This is a genomic window from Enterobacter cloacae (genome assembly GCF_013375935.1).
GTDB classification, from domain to species: Bacteria; Pseudomonadota; Gammaproteobacteria; order Enterobacterales; family Enterobacteriaceae; genus Enterobacter; species Enterobacter pasteurii.
Window position 1 is genome coordinate 3187241 of sequence record NZ_CP056117.1, and the last position, 18839, is coordinate 3206079.

Below are 18839 nucleotides of genomic sequence, written 5' to 3' on the forward strand. Positions count from 1 at the left end.
ATTTGCGGAGCTTAATGTGATTCAAACGCTCTTTGATTTTCCTACATATTTTAAGTTTTTTATCGGCTTGTTTGCCCTGGTCAACCCGGTCGGGATCATCCCTGTCTTTATTAGTATGACCAGCTATCAAACGGCAGCTGCAAGAAATAAAACCAACCTGACGGCAAACCTGTCGGTGGCGATCATCTTGCTGACCTCCCTTTATCTTGGTGACGCCATTCTGCAGGTGTTCGGGATCTCGATTGATTCGTTCCGTATTGCGGGTGGGATCCTCGTGGTGACCATTGCGATGTCGATGATCAGCGGCAAGCTGGGGGAGGATAAGCAGAACAAGCAGGAAAAATCAGAGACGGCGATCCGCGAAAGCATTGGCGTGGTACCGCTGGCCTTACCGCTCATGGCAGGACCGGGTGCGATCAGCTCAACCATTGTGTGGGGTACGCGCTACCACAGCCTGATGCATCTGATTGGTTTTTCCGTTGCCATTGCTCTGTTCGCGCTCTGCTGCTGGGGCGTGTTCCGCATGGCGCCATGGCTGGTTCGCCTGCTGGGACAAACGGGCATCAACGTCATTACCCGTATCATGGGGCTGCTGTTAATGGCATTGGGCATTGAATTTATCGTCACCGGTATAAAAAGCATATTCCCCGGATTATTACACTGACCTTCATTTGAAACGACGGAGCCGATGGCTCCGTTTTTTTTACGTGATTATCAGCAAATCATATAAATAAAGTTGAAATGCGCTCCCGTCATAATAAGTTCTGCTAATAACTCTGTTTTGTTATTTTTCAAGAGGTTGTTAATTTCACCCTTCCCATCCTGCTCATAAATCCTTCGAACCCTTTGTTATTTTACTCACATGATACTCTGGGGCTTGCTGACGGATAACCGAAATGATATTAGTAAATTCTGAGATGGCTCAGACGAATGTGCTAAATAATAACCATTTGTTAAATTTTCGTGAAAAAATTGAGCTGTCAGGCAATGTCATCGCGGTTACGAGCACTTTTTCTGTAATGTCATAATAAACAAGCATTTTTAGCATTTCCTTCAGGGTTGGTGTCTGCCATCAACGAGTGTTCAGGCGCTATAAAAGAGAAATGCTTAACAAATTTGCAAAATGTATTGGCGAGTGGTACCATTTGGTACTTTCCGGCCTTATATTTTGCTGAATTAAACAAGTTGATGAGAATTATTTTCAGATAGCTCTCGCCAATAAAATCCACGCTCTCTCTGACAGGGGAGAGGGTTAAAGAATCGACGCAAGGCCGCCGTACGAGCGGTCAGTAATAATGAAGTCGGTGATAGCAAGAAGTAAAAAAAGAACCTGACAGCAGCAAAAAAAACTCCTGCGCTGTACAGGCCCCAACAGGGGATTACACAACTGGCGAAGGCCGGTCATTATAATGAGTGGAGTATCAACACAATGTCCATCATCACAAAAAAAAGTCTGGTAGCGGCGGGGATTTTAACTGCGCTAATCGCGGGTAATGCTGCAATGGCCGCGGATGTTCCTGCGGGTGTTCAGCTAGCCGAGAAGCAAACGCTGGTCCGTAACAACGGCGCGGAAGTACAGTCTCTCGATCCGCACAAAATTGAAGGGGTGCCAGAATCTAACGTTAACCGTGACCTGTTCGAAGGTCTGCTGGTGACTGACGTGGACGGCCATCCGGCGCCGGGTGTGGCGGAAAAGTGGGACAACAAAGATTTTAAAGTCTGGACCTTCCACCTGCGTAAAGATGCCAAATGGTCCGACGGCACGCCGGTAACCGCCGAAGATTTCGTGTATAGCTGGCAGCGCCTGGCGGATCCCAATACCGCCTCTCCGTATGCGAGCTACCTGCAGTATGGTCATATTGCCAATATCGATGACATCATCACGGGTAAAAAGCCGGTTACCGAGCTGGGCGTAAAAGCCATCGATGCCAACACCTTTGAAGTCACGTTGAGCGAACCTGTTCCGTATTTCTATAAGCTGCTGGTACACCCGTCCGTCTCTCCCGTGCCAAAATCCGCTGTTGAAAAATTCGGTGAAAAATGGACCCAGCCTGCGAATATCGTGACCAACGGTGCGTACAAGCTGAAAAGCTGGGTAGTAAACGAACGTATGGTGCTGGAGCGTAACCCGCAGTACTGGGACAACGCGAAGACCGTTATTAATCAGGTAACCTACCTGCCAATTGCTTCAGAAGTAACGGACGTTAACCGCTACCGCAGCGGTGAAATCGACATGACCTACAACAACATGCCGATTGAACTGTTCCAGAAGCTAAAAAAAGAGATCCCGAAAGAAGTTCACGTCGATCCGTATCTGTGCACCTATTACTACGAAATCAACAACCAGAAAGCACCGTTTACCGACGTTCGCGTACGTACCGCACTGAAGCTGGCGCTGGATCGCGATATCATCGTCCACAAAGTGAAGAATCAGGGCGACCTGCCTGCCTACAGTTATACCCCGCCTTACACTGACGGAATGAAGCTGGTTGAGCCTGAGTGGTTCAAGTGGTCTCAGGAAAAACGTAACGAAGAAGCGAAAAAACTGCTGGCCGAAGCCGGGTATACCGCCGATAAGCCGCTGACGTTTAGCCTGCTGTACAACACGTCCGATCTGCATAAAAAGCTGGCTATCGCCGTCGCGTCAATCTGGAAGAAGAACCTGGGCGTAAACGTGAAGCTGGAAAACCAGGAGTGGAAGACCTTCCTCGATACGCGCCATCAGGGAACGTTCGACGTGGCACGTGCAGGCTGGTGTGCGGACTATAACGAACCAACCTCCTTCCTGAACACCATGCTCAGCGACAGCTCGAACAACACTGCACACTATAAGAGCCCGGCGTTTGATAAGCTGATTGGTGAAACGCTGAAGGTAGCAGATGACGCTCAGCGCGCCGATCTGTACGCTAAATCTGAGCAACAGCTCGATAAAGACTCTGCGATCGTTCCGGTGTACTACTACGTCAACGCCCGTCTGGTGAAGCCGTGGGTAGGGGGTTATACCGGTAAAGACCCGTTGGATAATATTTCCGTTAAGAATCTTTATATTATCAAGCATTAATGGCAATACGTGGGGCGAGCCAGCTTGCCCCACTGCGTCTACTTTGTAACATTCATCAGGCACACGCCAGAAGGTACGGGCAATGTTGAAATTTATCCTGCGTCGCTGTCTTGAAGCGATCCCAACGTTATTTATTCTAATTACTATTTCATTCTTCATGATGCGCCTTGCGCCGGGCAGTCCATTTACCGGCGAACGTACGCTTCCGCCAGAAGTCATGGCCAATATCGAAGCGAAATACCATTTAAACGATCCCATTACCACGCAGTACTTCAACTATCTGAAGCAGCTTGCTCACGGTGATTTTGGACCGTCATTCAAATATAAAGACTATTCCGTTAACGACCTGGTCGCGTCGAGCTTCCCGGTATCGGCTAAATTAGGTGCTGCTGCATTTATCCTGGCCGTGGTTCTCGGCGTCACTGCGGGCGTTATCGCCGCGCTAAAACAAAATACCCGATGGGATTACGCCGTGATGGGGGTCGCAATGACCGGGGTGGTTATCCCCAGCTTCGTTGTCGCGCCGTTGCTGGTCATGATATTTGCTATCACGCTGCAGTGGCTGCCCGGGGGCGGCTGGAACGGCGGGGCGCTGAAGTTCATGATACTGCCGATGGTGGCGTTATCACTGGCGTACATCGCCAGCATCGCCCGTATCACCCGTGGATCGATGATTGAAGTCCTGCACTCTAACTTCATCCGTACCGCCCGCGCGAAGGGGCTGCCGATGCGCCGGATTATTTTGCGTCATGCGCTCAAGCCAGCGCTGCTGCCGGTGCTCTCCTATATGGGGCCTGCTTTCGTCGGCATCATTACGGGTTCCATGGTCATTGAAACCATTTATGGTCTGCCGGGCATTGGGCAGCTGTTTGTTAATGGGGCGCTTAACCGTGACTATTCGCTGGTGCTGAGCCTCACGATCCTCGTGGGTGCGCTGACCATTCTGTTTAATGCCGTTGTCGATGTGCTGTATGCCGTTATCGACCCGAAAATCCGTTACTAACTGGAGCACGCCATGATGTTGAGTAAGAAAAACAGCGAGGCGCTGGAAAACTTCAGTGAAAAGCTGGAGGTCGAAGGGCGCAGCCTCTGGCAGGACGCGCGCCGTCGCTTTATGCATAACCGTGCCGCCGTCGCCAGCCTGGTTGTGCTGGTGCTTATCGCGCTGTTCGTTACCCTGGCACCGATGCTGTCGCAGTTTACCTATTTCGATACGGACTGGGGCATGATGTCCAGCGCGCCGGACATGGAGTCCGGGCACTATTTCGGTACCGACTCTTCCGGCCGTGATTTGCTGGTGCGCGTGGCGATCGGCGGCCGTATCTCGCTGATGGTCGGTATTGCCGCGGCGCTGGTGGCGGTTCTGGTCGGTACGCTTTACGGCTCGCTTTCCGGTTATCTCGGCGGCAAAGTGGACTCCGTAATGATGCGTATGCTTGAGATCCTTAACTCCTTCCCGTTTATGTTCTTCGTCATTCTGCTGGTAACCTTCTTTGGTCAGAACATCCTGCTGATCTTTGTGGCAATCGGGATGGTCTCCTGGCTGGACATGGCGCGTATCGTGCGTGGCCAGACGCTGAGCCTCAAACGCAAGGAGTTTATTGAGGCCGCGCAGGTTGGGGGTGTCTCTACCGCCAATATCGTGGTGCGTCATATCGTTCCTAACGTGCTGGGCGTGGTGGTGGTATACGCCTCCCTGCTGGTACCGAGCATGATCCTGTTTGAATCTTTCCTGAGCTTCCTGGGATTAGGTACGCAAGAGCCGCTGAGCAGCTGGGGCGCTCTGTTAAGCGATGGCGCAAACTCCATGGAAGTGTCGCCGTGGCTACTGCTTTATCCGGCGGGCTTCCTGGTAGTCACCCTGTTCTGTTTCAACTTTATCGGCGATGGCCTGCGTGATGCCCTCGACCCGAAAGACCGTTAAGGAGCGCCGCCATGACCATTATTGAAACGGCAACCGCGCCTCAGGCGCAGCAGCGAACCAGCGCACTGCTGGACGTAAAAGATCTCCGCGTGACCTTTAAAACGCCGGACGGGGATGTTACCGCCGTAAACGATCTCAACTTCGACCTGCGTGCGGGTGAAACGCTGGGTATCGTGGGGGAGTCCGGCTCCGGAAAATCCCAAACCGCCTTCGCGCTGATGGGCCTGCTGGCGTCTAACGGCGTGATTGGCGGTTCGGCGACATTCAACGGCAGAGAGATCCTGAATTTGCCGGAACATGAGCTGAACAAACTGCGCGCCGAGCAGATCTTAATGATTTTCCAGGATCCGATGACGTCGCTGAACCCGTACATGCGTGTGGGGGAACAGCTGATGGAAGTGCTGATGCTGCACAAGGGCCTGGGCAAAGCCGAAGCGTTTGAAGAGTCGGTCAAAATGCTGGATGCGGTGAAAATGCCGGAAGCGCGCAAGCGCATGCGCATGTATCCGCACGAGTTCTCCGGCGGGATGCGTCAGCGCGTTATGATCGCAATGGCGCTGCTTTGCAGGCCAAAGCTGCTGATTGCCGACGAACCGACCACGGCGCTGGACGTGACCGTACAGGCGCAGATCATGACGCTCCTGAACGAGCTTAAGCGCGAGTTCAACACCGCGATTATCATGATTACCCACGATCTGGGCGTTGTCGCCGGGATTTGTGACAAAGTACTGGTCATGTATGCCGGCCGCACGATGGAATACGGTAACGCACGTGACGTGTTTTACCAGCCAGCCCATCCGTACTCTATAGGCCTGCTGAATGCCGTACCGCGCCTTGATGCGGAAGGGGAGTCGCTGCTGACGATTCCCGGTAACCCGCCAAACCTGCTGCGTCTGCCGAAAGGCTGTCCGTTCCAGCCGCGCTGTCCGCACGCGATGGAAATCTGCAACAGCGCACCGCCGCTGGAGGCGTTTGCCCCGGGCCGTCTGCGCGCCTGCTTTAAGCCGCAGGAGGAGCTGGTATGAACGCCATTGATGAAAAAAGAAATGTACTGCTCGAAATCGCTGACCTGAAGGTTCATTTCGATATCAAAGACGGCAAGCAGTGGTTCTGGCAGCCTGCTAAAACCCTGAAAGCGGTGGATGGCGTTACGCTGCGCCTGTACGAAGGGGAGACCCTGGGCGTGGTGGGCGAATCCGGCTGCGGCAAATCGACGTTTGCGCGGGCGATTATCGGCCTGGTAAAAGCCACCGACGGCAAAGTGGCCTGGCTTGGCAAAGATCTGCTGGGAATGAAGCCGGATGAATGGCGCGACGTGCGCAGCGATATCCAGATGATATTCCAGGATCCGCTGGCATCGCTGAACCCGCGCATGACCATTGGTGAAATCATTGCCGAGCCGCTGCGCACCTATCATCCAAAGATGCCGCGCCAGGAAGTGCGCGACCGCGTGAAGGCGATGATGCTGAAGGTGGGTCTGCTGCCTAACCTCATCAACCGCTATCCGCACGAGTTTTCCGGCGGGCAGTGTCAGCGTATCGGTATTGCGCGTGCGCTGATCCTCGAGCCAAAGCTGATCATTTGTGATGAGCCGGTTTCGGCGCTGGACGTTTCTATCCAGGCGCAGGTGGTTAACCTGTTGCAGAAACTCCAGGGGGAGATGGGGCTGTCGCTGATTTTCATCGCTCATGACCTGGCGGTGGTAAAACACATTTCCGATCGCGTGCTGGTGATGTATCTGGGTCACGCCGTGGAGCTGGGCACCTACGACGAGGTGTATCACAACCCGCTGCACCCCTACACCAAAGCGCTGATGTCCGCGGTACCCGTACCGGACCCCGATCTGGAGAAAAATAAAACCATTCAGCTGCTGGAAGGCGAACTGCCTTCGCCGATTAACCCGCCTTCGGGCTGCGTATTCCGTACGCGGTGCCCATTAGCCGGGCCGGAATGCGCGAAGACGCGGCCGGTGCTGGAGGGCAGTTTCCGACACGCGGTTTCCTGCCTGAAAGTAGACCCGCTATAATCGCAAGGGCTGACAAGATGTCAGCCCTTATTTTTCGAGGTTATTGTGTCGCGATTATTCACGTCGGCCCGCCAGCGGCTGTATCATTTTTTATTCGATCCTGAAACGGTTTCCGGTCGACGCGTCGAGGGACTGTGCGGCTTATTTGCGCTGATTAGCGTCATCATTATCTTTATTGAATCCGGAGCCGGAACGCAGTACCACATGACGTTTGAGGAGTGGCATGTCTTCGTCTGGCTGGAACTGATCGTTACGCTGGTCTTTACCGTCGAATATCTACTGAGGGTCATCAGCTGGCCGAATCCGGCTAAATATGTCTTCAGCTTCTGGGGAATTATTGATTTAGCCACCATTCTGCCGCTGTACGTCATGTGGCTGTGGCCTGAAATTAGCCTGAACTATGTCTTTGCCTGGCGCGCAATGCGGGCGATTCGCGTATTACGTATTCTGAAGCTGCTGCGCTTTATGCCGTCGCTGCGGGTTTTTTGGGTGGCTATTGTCAGCGCCCGCCACCAGCTCATTCTCTTCTATTCGTTTATTGCTATCGTGATGATCGTTTTTGGATCCCTGATGTATTTAATCGAAGGGCCAAAATACGGCTTTACCACCCTTAATGCGTCGGTTTACTGGGCCATCGTGACGGTGACGACGGTAGGCTATGGGGATATTACGCCGCATACGCCGCTCGGACGTATTGTGGCCTCTGTCCTGATTCTGATCGGTTATTCCGTGATAGCGATCCCGACGGGGCTAATTACTACCCACATGAGCACCGCGTTTCAGAGCAGCAAACGGCAACGCAAATGTTCGAATTGTCAGCAGGGGAATCATGAACCCGACGCGCGGTTTTGTCACCGCTGCGGAAAGGCATTACCGGAGTAAATAAAAAAGGCTGCCGTCGCAGCCTTTATTTATTCGCGCCAGAGAATGTGGCACAGCTTGTGGTCTTTCTCGCGGCACAGCAGCACGCGCGCGAAGATGTCGTTAATTTCGCCACCGTCTTCATCTGCCAGTCCAATCACAACCTCGGCGAAGAAGTCCGGGTTGAGGTCAAAATCAACGTGCTCGGCCCAGTCTTCAGACGGATCGAACAGCTCGGCGCCGCCACGCTCTTCAAACTGAAGGTTGAAAAGAATGACGTCCGCAGGGTCGAGGTTATCAACCGCCAGTTCGAGAAAAATATCGTAAGCCTGCTCGAGCGTTTCGTCTTCGGTCAGGCGATTGTTCAGATCCATTTCCATGATGACTACCTGTTTAACATCGTTGGGCACGTTTTACAGCAACGGACTAAAGAAGTAAAACAGTCGTTCGGCAATTCGCTGCCAGAGCGGCCGTTTGGCCCACAGCCTGGCGTCCAGCAGGCGGGAGCGGGAGATATAATCGTCCTGAACTGCCGCCAGATCGCCGCCGAATCCGACGTCGTCAATCACCAGCGTAATTTCAAAATTCAACCACAGGCTACGCATGTCGAGGTTGACGGTGCCCACCAGGCTCAGCTCGCCGTCCACCAGCACGCTCTTGGTGTGTAACAACCCGCCTTCGAACTGGTAAATTTTCACCCCGGCGGCCAGCAGCTCGCTGAAGAACGCGCGGCTTGCCCATCCGACCAGCAGCGAGTCATTTTTGCGCGGCAGAATAATGCTCACGTCCACCCCGCGCTGCGCCGCCGTGCAGATGGCATGCAGGAGATCGTCGCTGGGTACGAAGTAGGGCGTGGTCATTATCAGATACTCACGCGCTGAGTAAGCGGCGGTCAGCAGCGCCTGATGGATGAGATCTTCCGGAAAGCCGGGGCCGGAGGCAATGGTATGAATGGTGTGGCCGCTGGCTTCTTCAAACGGCATGATGTTGCCATCCGGCGGCGGCGGAAGAATACGTTTACCGGTTTCAATTTCCCAGTCGCAGGAATAGACGATACCCATAGAGGTCGCCACCGGGCCTTCCATACGCGCCATCAAATCGATCCATTGCCCCACGCCGGAATCCTGCTTGAAGAAGCGGGGATCGACCATGTTCATGCTGCCGGTGTAGGCAATATAGTTATCGATCAGGACCATTTTACGGTGCTGGCGGAGATCCATGCGGCGCAGGAAGACGCGGAAAAGATTTACCTTCAGCGCCTCGACCACTTCGATGCCCGCATTGCGCATCATACCGGCCCACGGGCTGCGGAAAAAGGCGACGCTGCCGGCGGAATCCAGCATCAGGCGGCAGTGGATTCCGCGGCGCGCGGCGGCCATCAGCGATTCGGCTACCTGATCCGCCATTCCGCCGGGCTGCCAGATATAAAACACCATCTCGATATTATGCCGGGCGAGCTGAATGTCGCGGATCAGGGCCTGCATCACATCATCGGAGGTGGTCATCAGCTGCAGCTGATTGCCCTTTACGCCGCCAATGCCCTGGCGGCGTTCGCACAGTTTGAACAGGGACGCGGCCACGCTGCTGTTCTCTTCGGCGAAGATATGCTTGCAGGCTTTGAGATCGGCCAGCCATTTTGCCGTGGAGGGCCACATGGCGCGGGCGCGTTCGGCGCGGCGTTTCCCAAGATGAAGTTCACCGAAAGAGAGATAGGCGATAATGCCCACCAGCGGCAGAATATAGATAATCAGAAGCCAGGCCATGGCTGAAGGTACCGCTCTGCGTTTCATCAGAATGCGCAGCGTCACCCCGGCAATTAACAGCCAGTATCCTAAAATGACCAGCCAACTCACCACGGTGTAGAAGGTTGTCATAAATAAAAAATCCTTTTGAAAGCGTATTGTTATGAGTTTACGCATCAGGAATCATCTGGCAAATAAAAACGGCAGATAAAAGCGCTGGTTTGCCGACAGCTTAGGCTTATAATGACGTTTCTGTTAGAGAAAGAGTTGTAGACATGAAGCGCAGTAGAACTGAAGTAGGGCGCTGGCGCATGTTGCGACAGGTGAGTCGTCGTAAGGCTCGTTGGCTGGAAGCACAATCCCGCCGCAATATGCGTATCCACGCCATCAGAAAATGTGGACTGAACAGACACCGTAACGCGCTGCTGTTCGCGGTCCAGGACATCTGAAAAGCATGAGGGGCACCGTTAAGGTGCCCGTTAAACCTCCGGACTATCATTTTTCGCAGTCTCTCCTCTTCGGTTTCAGCGATATACTACGCCCCCCTAACGTCATGAAATAAAAAGATGAATCCATATCTCTGGGTTTTTATTGTGCTTTTGGCGCTGGATGCGCTCAGGGAAGATTTAGGGTTATCGTCATTCTCCTCGCTGACAGATTATGTTTATGCCTGGGGAGTAAGCTGGCTTTATTAAAAGGAAAAAGGATGAACGGAAAAGCGGTGGCAGCGATCCTCGGGATTGCGATATTAAGCGGATGTACCAGCAGTAAACCTTCCCCTGATCGGCACGCGTTTTATTTTGTCTCGCATCAGTCCGGCTTCACCGGCGGCAATTACGCCTCTGACGTGCAGAAGAACTATCGCCTTAACGTGGTGCAGTTCCGCGAGCTTTACGCGCGCGGCAGGGCCGACCGCACGGAAGGCCGGACGCAGGAAGAGGCGCATCAATACGCCGAAAGCATACGCGATCAGCTGAAGGAAAATGCGAAGTCGCAGGAGTCCTTCGCAGGCAATTCGAAGGATAAGTGGACGTCGGCAATGGATGAAAAGGATGCTGCTTTATTTGGCAACGAACTGGCAGCGACTTATCTTGACGGCTATAACGGCGTACAATAGCGCCCTGATTTGGGGATACCGTTATTTGCGGTAATCACGCAGTTGTAGTGCAAAAGGAGTGAGACGTGTTTGCGGAGTTTGGTGTACTGAATTTCTGGACCTATGTTGTCGGCGCATTTTTTATCGTGCTGGTTCCAGGACCGAACACCTTGTTTGTGCTTAAAACAGGGATTGGCCACGGCGTTAAAAAAGGATATCTGGCCGCTACCGGCGTATTTATTGGTGATGCTGTACTCATGTTTCTGGCCTGGGCGGGGGTCGCCGCGTTAATCCAGACCACGCCGGTGTTATTTAATATCGTCCGCTATCTGGGCGCGTTTTACCTTCTGTGGCTCGGCGGCAAAATGCTCTGGTCTGTTATTAACCGTCAGAATAACGCGCACGATAATAGCGCCGAACCGGCAAGCGCGATCCTCAAGCGTTCGCTGGTGCTGAGCCTGACGAACCCGAAGGCCATTCTTTTTTACGTGTCGTTCTTCGTTCAGTTCATTGATGTGAACGCGACGAATACCGGCACGTCGTTCCTGATCCTCGCCACAACCCTGGAGCTGATCAGCTTCATGTACATGAGCTTCCTGATTTTCTCAGGGGCGTTTGTTACGCGTTACCTGAAAACGAAAAAGAAACTCGCCAGGCTGGGCAACGGTCTGATAGGGCTGCTGTTCGTCGGGTTCGCGGCGCGGCTGGCGTCGCTGCACTGAATGAAAAAAGGTTTCTGAGGGAGTAATGCCAGTCAGTTAAGCAACTGACTGGCCCATTTTCGGGGCTGTGGGGTATCTTCAGGGCCTTTCCCTTCTTATCGGCAACGTTGCCAGTTGTCCCATGCTTTCAAGATCCCGCATAAGCTCAAGAATACGTCCTGTTGAAGCGCCCTGAAGGGTCATCAACATTCGCATTAGCATTCCGCATGACTCTGAGAAGTTCAGCTGGTTTGGCCAGTATCCCTTCAGTTGTTCCGCCATGCGTCTGGCCTGAAAAGCCTTAAAAAAAGCCCCGTTTTGGGGGCATATTTCAAATAACCTGATGACTGATTTTTTTTAGAATTAAATTAGCCAATCTCTTTCTTTGATATCCTTTCTCTTTTTTTCTTAGGGTGGCCAGGAATCTCAGCCGCTCATGCTCAATTTTGCAGCGCTCAGCTTCAAGGGTTGATTCTTTCTTATCCTGGTCATAGCTATCGATGACTCCTTCCGGGAGACACCATATTTTAATATTGCAGTAATCTCGGAATGCAACCCAGCGGTCTACTTCATATTTAATTGGGTAGTTAAAATCGAGCAAGGCTTTTGCCGTTTCAAGGCTGAGAATGTATGCAGGTGACTGGCTTGCCCGCGCCATTCTGTGGAACGTGACATTCTCAGTCAGTTTCTTCTTGATTAACGGAGTGATAGCCTCAGGCGTATTGAGCAGGTAAATTTCACGGCTGCGCGGCTGAAGTGCGTTTTCTACAGTACTAATAACTTCTTTTGCAGACTCAGTGATTGTAATGTCATCCTCAAGCACCAGGGCATAAGGGATGCTGTCTGCTACCATTCTGGTATATATATACAGATGGCTCAATGTACAGCCAATCACGCCTTTTGTTAGTCTGGCCTGTGAAGGGTTATGAGCCAGAAGGTGCGTTGCTTCATCCTGCAGTTCACGGCCGTTAACAGCCTCAATGATTTCATAGTCGAAACCATTGGCTTTGCATTGTGCATCAATATTGTTTCTTTTTTTTATTTCAGTTTTAAGGTTGATAACGAAGGTTTTCATCGTGCTCCCTTGTAAAACAACATTCCGTTTTATTGAATAGTAATTTGCTGAGTGTACTGATGAAAAATCAGTAAATATATCTGTGAATTATAAAAGTCATACAAACGATAGGCATAGTAACTGTAATGATAAAGCTGCTCAACCCAAAACTGACAACGTGCCCCGCAGAAGGCTTGCTGTGTAATCTGCAGAAGAGCTGAGTCGAATAGTTCCTAACTCCTGAAAGCAAGAAAATAGACGCTCCACTTCACAAAGGAGTTTTACGGATGAGCGACTATCAACACGGCGTTGAGGTCATTGAATAAAGGGAGTTTTACGGTCGATGAAATCGAGCGCCGGGGCGCGCCTGATACGGTCACCATCCAGGGGTGCAGCGCTGATTTTCGCGGGTCGCTAAACTCCTGCCGGGAACAGTCATGGCACGATACCACGCTCGGCGTTATTGTTGAAACCATCGCTGCGCGCAACCGATAGTTGTTAGAAGCCCGCAAAAGCTGGGCTTCAAGTATTGTTGTGGTCAACATGTAAATACTATATGAAACAAACCCTTTTGGTTCATTGTGTTAAAGCGTTAAAAAAAAGCTCCTGAGGGAGCCTTTTTTGATCCTGTTGACAGCGTGCCGTTATATGGTTGTATAGTACAACTAAATAACGGAGAACAACAATGCACATCGAAACCCCTATAGTCAGTGACATCCGCAGCGCCTCACGTCTGATGGTGCGAGAGCTTGGATTTATGGCCTCGACGCTGGCCTCAACGAATTATTCCCCTTCCGCCGTCCATACTCTGGTCGAAATTGGGTTGCGTAAAGAGATGACGGCCGGACAGCTAGTCCAGCTGCTGGGGCTGGAAAAATCAAGCGTCAGCCGAATGCTGGCTCGTCTGATAGCCGCTGGTGAACTGGAGGAGTTCGCATCACCGGAAGACGCCAGGGCAAAATGTCTCCGGCTTACCGCAAAAGGGCATGCGACCGTCCAGCAAATCAACGCTTACGGTAGCGAGCGGGTGATTTCGGCAATACGGTCGCTGACTCCCGATCAACAGCAGGCCATTGCCCGGGGGTTATCGCTTTATGCCGGTGCGCTGCTGTCGTGCCGCGAAAATCCTGCGGATAAATTCTCAGATGAGCTGGAGATTGTTGAGGGCTATCTGCCCGGTATGATAGGCCGCATCACGGAGATGCACGGGACTTTCTACGCCCGCGAACACCAGTTCGGCAGCTTCTTTGAAGCCAAAGTCGCTTCGGGGCTGGCTGAGTTCAGCGGACGTCTTACTAATCCCTGTAACCGAATCTGGCTGGCGCTTATCCAGGGCAGAATTGTTGGCTCCGTAGCCATTGACGGTGAAGATCTTGAGCAGGGAGAAGCCCATCTGCGATGGTTTATTCTTGACGATGGATGCCGTAGACATGGGGCGGGCAAAAGGCTGCTGAAGGAAGCGATGAATTTTTGCGACAGCATGGGTTTCTCCGCGGTACACCTCTGGACGTTTAATAAGCTTACGGCCGCCAGACGTCTCTACGAATCCTTTGGCTTTCAGCTTGCCAGTGAGTGGGAGGGCAAGCAGTGGGGAAGCCTGATTACCGAACAGCAGTTTACCCGCCTTAACGGCTCTTTACCGGAATGAAAAAAGGCTCCTGCTGGAGCCTTTCTTTCAGAACACTTTCTTATACGGGCGAACCGTGACGTTCTCATACACGCCGGCCGCGACGTACGGGTCTGCTTCTGCCCATGCCTGCGCGGCTTCGAGAGACTCAAACTCGGCAATCACCGTTGAGCCGGTAAAACCCGCTGCACCAGGATCGTTGCTGTCGACGGCAGGCATCGGGCCCGCGGTCAGTAACCGGCCTTCATCCTGCAACAGCTGTAAGCGCGCCAGATGGGCAGGGCGAACGGAAAGACGTTTTTCCAGAGAATCAGATACATCTTCAGCGTAAATCACGTAAAGCACGGCAAAGCTCCTTAACCGGTAAAAGTGTCATTTACGTTATGTGAAAGCACAAATGTCTGCAATGCAAAGATAATAACAATGTTAAAACCCTGATCTGGATGCCCCTTTTTTGTCCTCTTGTACGCTTAAATTGCGCCAGGACAAAGTGTCTTATTGAATATGATTGCTATTTGCATTTAAAATCGGAGTTCGGTTTTTTAACGTTGATGATTATGACTTCGATGACCCTTGATTTACCTCGCCGCTTTCCATGGCCGACGCTGCTTTCCGTCGTTATTCACGGTGCTGTCGTGGCGGGTCTGCTCTATACCTCGGTTCATCAGGTTATTGAAATGCCGGCCCCTGCGCAGCCAATTTCGGTGACCATGGTCTCGCCTGCGGATCTTGAACCGCCACAGGTTGCGCCTCCGCCGCCACAGCCCGTTGCTGAGCCGGAGCCAGAGCCTGAGCCCGTTCCGGAGCCGCCGAAAGAAGCGCCGGTGGTCATCCATAAGCCAGAGCCAAAACCGAAGCCAAAACCAAAACCGAAACCGGTCAAAAAGGTGGAGGAGCGCCCTAAACGTGAAGTGCGTCCGGTAGAGCCGCGCGCCACGCAGCCGGTTGAAAATACCGCACCTTCGCGTCCGCTGATGAATAACACCGCGACCGCGGCCAAACCAGCGGTAACAGCGCCTGCGGGGCCGCGCGCGCTGAGCCGTAACCAGCCGCAGTATCCGGCTCGCGCTCAGGCATTACGTATTGAAGGGCGAGTACGGGTGAAATTTGACGTTACGGCAGACGGACGCGTGGATAACGTGCAGATCCTGTCCGCGCAGCCATCCAATATGTTTGAACGTGAAGTTAAATCGGCCATGCGCAAGTGGCGCTATGAAGCCGGTAAGCCAGGCAACGGGCTGATTGTGAACATTGTCTTCCGCCTGAACGGCGGGGCCCAAATGGAATAACAGCAATAAAAAAAGCCTCGAGTGAGGCTTTTTTTACGTCTGAGGATCAGTTCTGGGGTAGCGGACGGGGTTTTCCGTCGTTATCCACCGCCACATAGATAAACAGCGCTTCAGTCGCCTTGTAGCGCTGGCCAATCGGTTCAGAAGAGACTTTCTTCACCCATACCTCAATGTTGACAGAGATGGACGTGTTGCCGCGCTTAACGCAGCGCGCGTAGCAGCAAACGACGTCGCCCACCGCTACGGGCCGCAGGAAGGTCATTCCGTCAACCCGGACCGTCACCACGCGCCCGTGAGCAATCTCTTTTGCAAGGATTGCACCGCCCATATCCATTTGCGACATCAACCAGCCGCCAAAAATATCGCCATTGGCATTCGTATCCGCAGGCATTGCCAGTGTGCGTAAAACCAGTTCGCCCTGAGGGGCGCTATTTGTTGTCATTGTTTTTTAACTCATAACTGAAGACTTCAGGCGGGATGCTACTATGATTTCTGGCTGGAGAGAATAGGGGATAGCGCCCGCAGAGCAGGCGCCTGAGGGTCAGAAGGACATGGTTACGCCTGCGTAATACGCGCGGCCCGGTTCGTTATAGGTCGACGCACCCTCATTTTCACGATAAATCTGCTTATCAAAGAGGTTACTGATGCCGGCATTAAGGCGCAGGTTTTTTGTCAGCTGATAATTTCCGCCGATCCCGACGATGGAATACGCGCCGATCTCCCGGTCTGACATTACGCCTTCCTCTTTACGGATTTCCGCATTTTCCCGAGGCTTCTGGCGGCCGTACATGGTCCAGGTAACGTTTGCCGAGAGTTTGCTGTTTACTTCCCAGTCGAGCATGGTGTTGATCGTATATTCAGGAATAATCGACAGCGGGTTGCCGGTATCTTTGCTTTCAGACTGAATCATATACGTGGCGTTGGTGCGCCAGGTGAGCGTGTCGCGGATCACCGGCACGGTAAGGTTACCTTCCACCCCCTCAACGACGGCCTTACCACCATTTTCCCACTGAAGGATGTTCACACCGCTGCTGGTCTGCCCCAGAACGTCCGTTCCCGAAACGATCTTGTTTTTATAATCGTTTCGGAACCAGGTAATGCCGGCTTCGTAGCCTTCCAGCGCGAAGGCGAGGCCGATTTCCTTGTTCACGCTGATTTCAGGATCCAAATCCGGGTTGCCCAGCAGGTAGCAGCTTCCTTCGGAAACGTTATTCGGGCAGCCATTACCGCGGGTGGAAAGCAGATAGCCCTCGCTGGACTGATACAGGTTTGGCGCTTTAAATACCCGTGCGATACCCGCTTTGACCTTAAACATGTCGCCGAGATCCTGAGAGAGGTTGAGGCTTGGGCTCCAGTTACTGCCGAACTGATTGTGGTAATCAAAACGGATGCCGGGGATCAGGCTGGTGCCCGGACGCGCTTCAATATTGTCCTCAAGATAGATACCGGTCAGGTCGGCGCTGTTTTTGCTGTTACGCTCGGAGGCCGTACCGGAAACGCCGTTAATCACCTCTCCCGACACGTTAGTCGCCTGCATCGACGCCGGGTCGTTCAGTTCATCACGGTTCCACTCTGCGCCAACGGTGAGGGTTTGATCGACCAGCCAGAAGAAGGGAATATTCAGCTCACCGGTGGAGCGGTATGACTCGAGACGGCTGGTGTCATATTTATCGCTATTAATCATCCCCTCCACTTTACCCGTGGAGCCTTCGCCCAGCCTGGTATTATTGGTCTTCTCGTAATAGACACCGAATTTTGACTGGCCCCAGTCCCAGATGCCGTTGTGGGTAATACCGTATGACTGACGGTACATGCGGTTAGTTTCGTGCCCATAAAGGGACGATACCAGCCCGTTGGGGCTGACGTTGCCGTTGCTGTACTGCGTATCCCCAGCGTAAATATTGCCCTGGCGGCTGTAGCTGTAATCGAAATCGATTATCTGCTGCGGCGTGAGCTTCCAGGAGAGCAGGGCATTAATGTCTTTATTACGTACGCCTTCGCGTCCGGCGGCCCAGGAGCCATTTTGTGCGGTATTGATGTCCTGCGCATCCGCGTCGGTTTTGTTGATATTCCCGTACAGGCGCATCGTCAACGCGTCGCCCGCGAGCGGGCCGCTCAGGTCAAAGTTAGCGCGTTTGGTCGCCCCCTCTTTATCATTTTCAGGCTGGTTGGTGAACAGGGAGAGCGAGCCGTGCCAGTCGTTGGTTGGGCGTTTGGTAATGATGTTGACGACGCCACCGGCGGCACCCGAACCGTAGCGGGCTGCAGCAGGACCACGAAGCACTTCAATGCGCTCGACCATCTCTGGCGGAACCCAGTTAGTGTCACCGCGGGTGTCGCGCTCGCCGCGCCAGCTGTAGCGCACCGAGTTGCGGGAAGTTACCGGAACACCGTCAATCAGGATCAGGGTGTTCTCTGGCCCCATGCCGCGAATGTCGATCTGGCGATTGTTGCCGCGGCTGCCCGTAGCGCTGTTTCCGGTGAGATTAACCCCCGGCATTTTGCGAATAATTTCCGAAAGATCGTTAACCGGTGGATCTTTTTCAATGTCTTTTGCGGTGATGACAGAAACCCCCGGCTGCTGCTTGAGTGCTTCCTCTGCGGTGGCCTGAACCACCATGGTTTCACCATCGGCGAGGAGTTCGTCTGCTGCGTGCGCGCTCTGGCTGAGCGCGGAAAGCATGGCCAGCGTCAGTGACGCGGGGGCAAATCTTATTGTTTTATTCATCAACTCATTTCCATTTGTTAAAATGCGATGACGAATATTAATGATAGTGATTCTCATTACAATGAAATGACGGCAATCTCCATAAAATCTTCATGATTCGGACATCTTTGCAGAAAGCGTGATGAGAATAGGGAAGGAAAAAGAGAGGGGCCAGACCGCGAGGCGATCTGGCCATCTGATTACTGCTTATCGTCCTGCGGCATGTGGCGGTAGATATAAACCCCGCTCAGCAGAGTGAAGATCAGCGTCAGGGCCGTAAGCCCGAAGACTTTAAAGTTGACCCAGATATTTTGCGGCAGCCAGAAGGCGATGTAGATGTTGGCCAGGCCACAGAGAATAAAGAACAGCGCCCAGGCGATGTTCAGACGAGACCACACCTCCTGCGGTAGCGTCAGCTCTTTGCCCAGCATGCGCTGAATCAGGGGTTTTTTCATTACCCACTGGCTGATGAGCAGTGCGCCAGCAAAAAGCCCGTAAATCACCGTCACCTTCCATTTGATAAATTCATCGTTATGGAAGAACAGCGTCAGGCCACCAAACACCGCCACCATCAGGAAGGTGATGAGCGCCATCTTTTCAACTTTGCGATAGCGTACCCAGCTGTAAATCAGCACTACAGCCGTTGCTACAATCAGGGCCAGCGTCCCGGCGTAAATGTCGTAGAGCTTATAAAACGCGAAAAAAAACGATCAGCGGTAAAAAATCTAGAAACTGCTTCATTCTGCGATCC

19 protein-coding genes and 3 pseudogenes are annotated in these 18839 nt (G+C 52.8%); 14 read left to right on the top strand and 8 right to left on the bottom strand.

All coding sequences use genetic code 11. From position 1 onward, the window contains the following. Positions 1-16 precede the first annotated feature (16 nt). The 7 genes from HWQ14_RS14930 to HWQ14_RS14960 all read left to right on the top strand — a co-directional run bounded on the left by HWQ14_RS14930 (position 17) and on the right by HWQ14_RS14960 (position 7893). The gene (locus tag HWQ14_RS14930; RefSeq protein ID WP_063452247.1) at positions 17-664 is read left to right on the top strand and encodes a YchE family NAAT transporter; all 648 of its coding nucleotides are present in this window, start codon (positions 17-19) and stop codon (positions 662-664) included. A gap of 765 nt (positions 665-1429) precedes the next feature. Then, on the top strand, positions 1430-3061 hold the full coding sequence (gene oppA, locus HWQ14_RS14935) for an oligopeptide ABC transporter substrate-binding protein OppA (RefSeq protein WP_176610141.1): 1632 nt from the start codon (positions 1430-1432) through the stop codon (positions 3059-3061). Between the two features lie 82 nt (positions 3062-3143). Then, complete coding sequence (gene oppB / locus HWQ14_RS14940; protein ID WP_148419635.1) at positions 3144-4064, top strand: oligopeptide ABC transporter permease OppB; 921 nt, start codon at positions 3144-3146, stop codon at positions 4062-4064. A gap of 12 nt (positions 4065-4076) precedes the next feature. Next, positions 4077-4985, top strand: a complete 909-nt coding sequence (gene oppC / locus HWQ14_RS14945; protein ID WP_148419636.1) for an oligopeptide ABC transporter permease OppC — start codon at positions 4077-4079, stop codon at positions 4983-4985. A gap of 11 nt (positions 4986-4996) precedes the next feature. Then, on the top strand, positions 4997-6010 hold the full coding sequence (locus HWQ14_RS14950) for an ABC transporter ATP-binding protein (protein ID WP_176610142.1): 1014 nt from the start codon (positions 4997-4999) through the stop codon (positions 6008-6010). Continuing rightward, positions 6007-7011 carry a murein tripeptide/oligopeptide ABC transporter ATP-binding protein OppF gene (oppF, locus tag HWQ14_RS14955; RefSeq protein ID WP_176610143.1) on the top strand — a complete coding sequence of 335 codons (1005 nt, stop codon included), beginning with the start codon at positions 6007-6009 and terminating at the stop codon, positions 7009-7011. Before HWQ14_RS14950 ends, oppF begins: the two co-directional genes overlap by 4 nt. Positions 7012-7056: 45 nt before the next feature. After that, positions 7057-7893, top strand: coding sequence for an ion transporter (locus HWQ14_RS14960; RefSeq protein WP_176610144.1), 837 nt, complete (start codon positions 7057-7059; stop codon positions 7891-7893). A gap of 29 nt (positions 7894-7922) precedes the next feature. Here HWQ14_RS14960 and HWQ14_RS14965 read toward each other — a convergent pair whose 3' ends face one another. Both HWQ14_RS14965 and cls read right to left on the bottom strand, forming a co-directional pair. Continuing rightward, positions 7923-8252 carry an HI1450 family dsDNA-mimic protein gene (locus tag HWQ14_RS14965; RefSeq protein ID WP_006810881.1) on the bottom strand — a complete coding sequence of 110 codons (330 nt, stop codon included), beginning with the start codon at positions 8250-8252 and terminating at the stop codon, positions 7923-7925. A gap of 33 nt (positions 8253-8285) precedes the next feature. After that, positions 8286-9746, bottom strand: coding sequence for a cardiolipin synthase (gene cls / locus HWQ14_RS14970; RefSeq protein ID WP_148419640.1), 1461 nt, complete (start codon positions 9744-9746; stop codon positions 8286-8288). A gap of 143 nt (positions 9747-9889) precedes the next feature. Between cls and HWQ14_RS14975 the strand changes: the two genes are divergently transcribed. The 4 genes from HWQ14_RS14975 (at position 9890) to leuE (ending at position 11432) form a co-directional block, all read left to right on the top strand. Continuing rightward, a complete protein-coding gene (locus tag HWQ14_RS14975) occupies positions 9890-10063 on the top strand; it encodes a YciY family protein (RefSeq protein WP_017384232.1) in 174 nt (57 codons plus the stop codon). A gap of 117 nt (positions 10064-10180) precedes the next feature. Beyond that, on the top strand, positions 10181-10309 hold the full coding sequence (locus tag HWQ14_RS23500; protein ID WP_209007145.1) for a KPN_01571 family protein: 129 nt from the start codon (positions 10181-10183) through the stop codon (positions 10307-10309). Positions 10310-10320: 11 nt separating this feature from the next. Continuing rightward, positions 10321-10731: an Exc2 family lipoprotein gene (locus HWQ14_RS14980; protein ID WP_176610145.1), complete on the top strand. Its 411-nt coding sequence runs from the start codon at positions 10321-10323 to the stop codon at positions 10729-10731. A gap of 65 nt (positions 10732-10796) precedes the next feature. Beyond that, on the top strand, positions 10797-11432 hold the full coding sequence (gene leuE / locus HWQ14_RS14985) for a leucine efflux protein LeuE (RefSeq protein ID WP_176610146.1): 636 nt from the start codon (positions 10797-10799) through the stop codon (positions 11430-11432). A gap of 78 nt (positions 11433-11510) precedes the next feature. On the opposite strand, the pseudogene HWQ14_RS14990 reads toward leuE, so the two are convergent. After that, a pseudogene (locus HWQ14_RS14990) lies at positions 11511-11708 on the bottom strand (IS4 family transposase); the annotation flags it as partial. Between the two features lie 34 nt (positions 11709-11742). Beyond that, on the bottom strand, positions 11743-12486 hold the full coding sequence (locus HWQ14_RS14995; protein WP_176610147.1) for a glycosyltransferase family 25 protein: 744 nt from the start codon (positions 12484-12486) through the stop codon (positions 11743-11745). Positions 12487-12783: 297 nt separating this feature from the next. Here HWQ14_RS14995 and HWQ14_RS15000 point away from each other — a divergent pair. Both HWQ14_RS15000 and HWQ14_RS15005 read left to right on the top strand, forming a co-directional pair. After that, positions 12784-12957 (top strand): annotated as a pseudogene (locus tag HWQ14_RS15000) (phage late control D family protein); the annotation flags it as partial. A gap of 193 nt (positions 12958-13150) precedes the next feature. Continuing rightward, the gene (locus HWQ14_RS15005; RefSeq protein ID WP_176610148.1) at positions 13151-14113 is read left to right on the top strand and encodes a bifunctional helix-turn-helix transcriptional regulator/GNAT family N-acetyltransferase; all 963 of its coding nucleotides are present in this window, start codon (positions 13151-13153) and stop codon (positions 14111-14113) included. A 27-nt stretch (positions 14114-14140) separates the two neighbouring features. Here the strand turns inward: HWQ14_RS15005 and HWQ14_RS15010 are convergent, their stop codons facing one another. Further along, complete coding sequence (locus tag HWQ14_RS15010) at positions 14141-14437, bottom strand: YciI family protein (RefSeq protein WP_148419645.1); 297 nt, start codon at positions 14435-14437, stop codon at positions 14141-14143. 221 nt (positions 14438-14658) lie between these two features. Between HWQ14_RS15010 and tonB the strand changes: the two genes are divergently transcribed. Next, positions 14659-15381: a TonB system transport protein TonB gene (gene tonB, locus HWQ14_RS15015; RefSeq protein ID WP_176611205.1), complete on the top strand. Its 723-nt coding sequence runs from the start codon at positions 14659-14661 to the stop codon at positions 15379-15381. A gap of 46 nt (positions 15382-15427) precedes the next feature. On the opposite strand, the gene yciA is transcribed toward tonB, so the two are convergent. The 3 genes and pseudogenes from yciA to HWQ14_RS15030 all read right to left on the bottom strand — a co-directional run bounded on the left by yciA (position 15428) and on the right by HWQ14_RS15030 (position 18829). Then, positions 15428-15823, bottom strand: coding sequence for an acyl-CoA thioester hydrolase YciA (gene yciA, locus HWQ14_RS15020; protein WP_148419647.1), 396 nt, complete (start codon positions 15821-15823; stop codon positions 15428-15430). A gap of 99 nt (positions 15824-15922) precedes the next feature. Then, positions 15923-18109, bottom strand: coding sequence for a TonB-dependent siderophore receptor (locus HWQ14_RS15025; RefSeq protein WP_176610149.1), 2187 nt, complete (start codon positions 18107-18109; stop codon positions 15923-15925). 179 nt (positions 18110-18288) lie between these two features. After that, a pseudogene (locus tag HWQ14_RS15030) lies at positions 18289-18829 on the bottom strand (septation protein A). Positions 18830-18839: the final 10 nt, after the last annotated feature.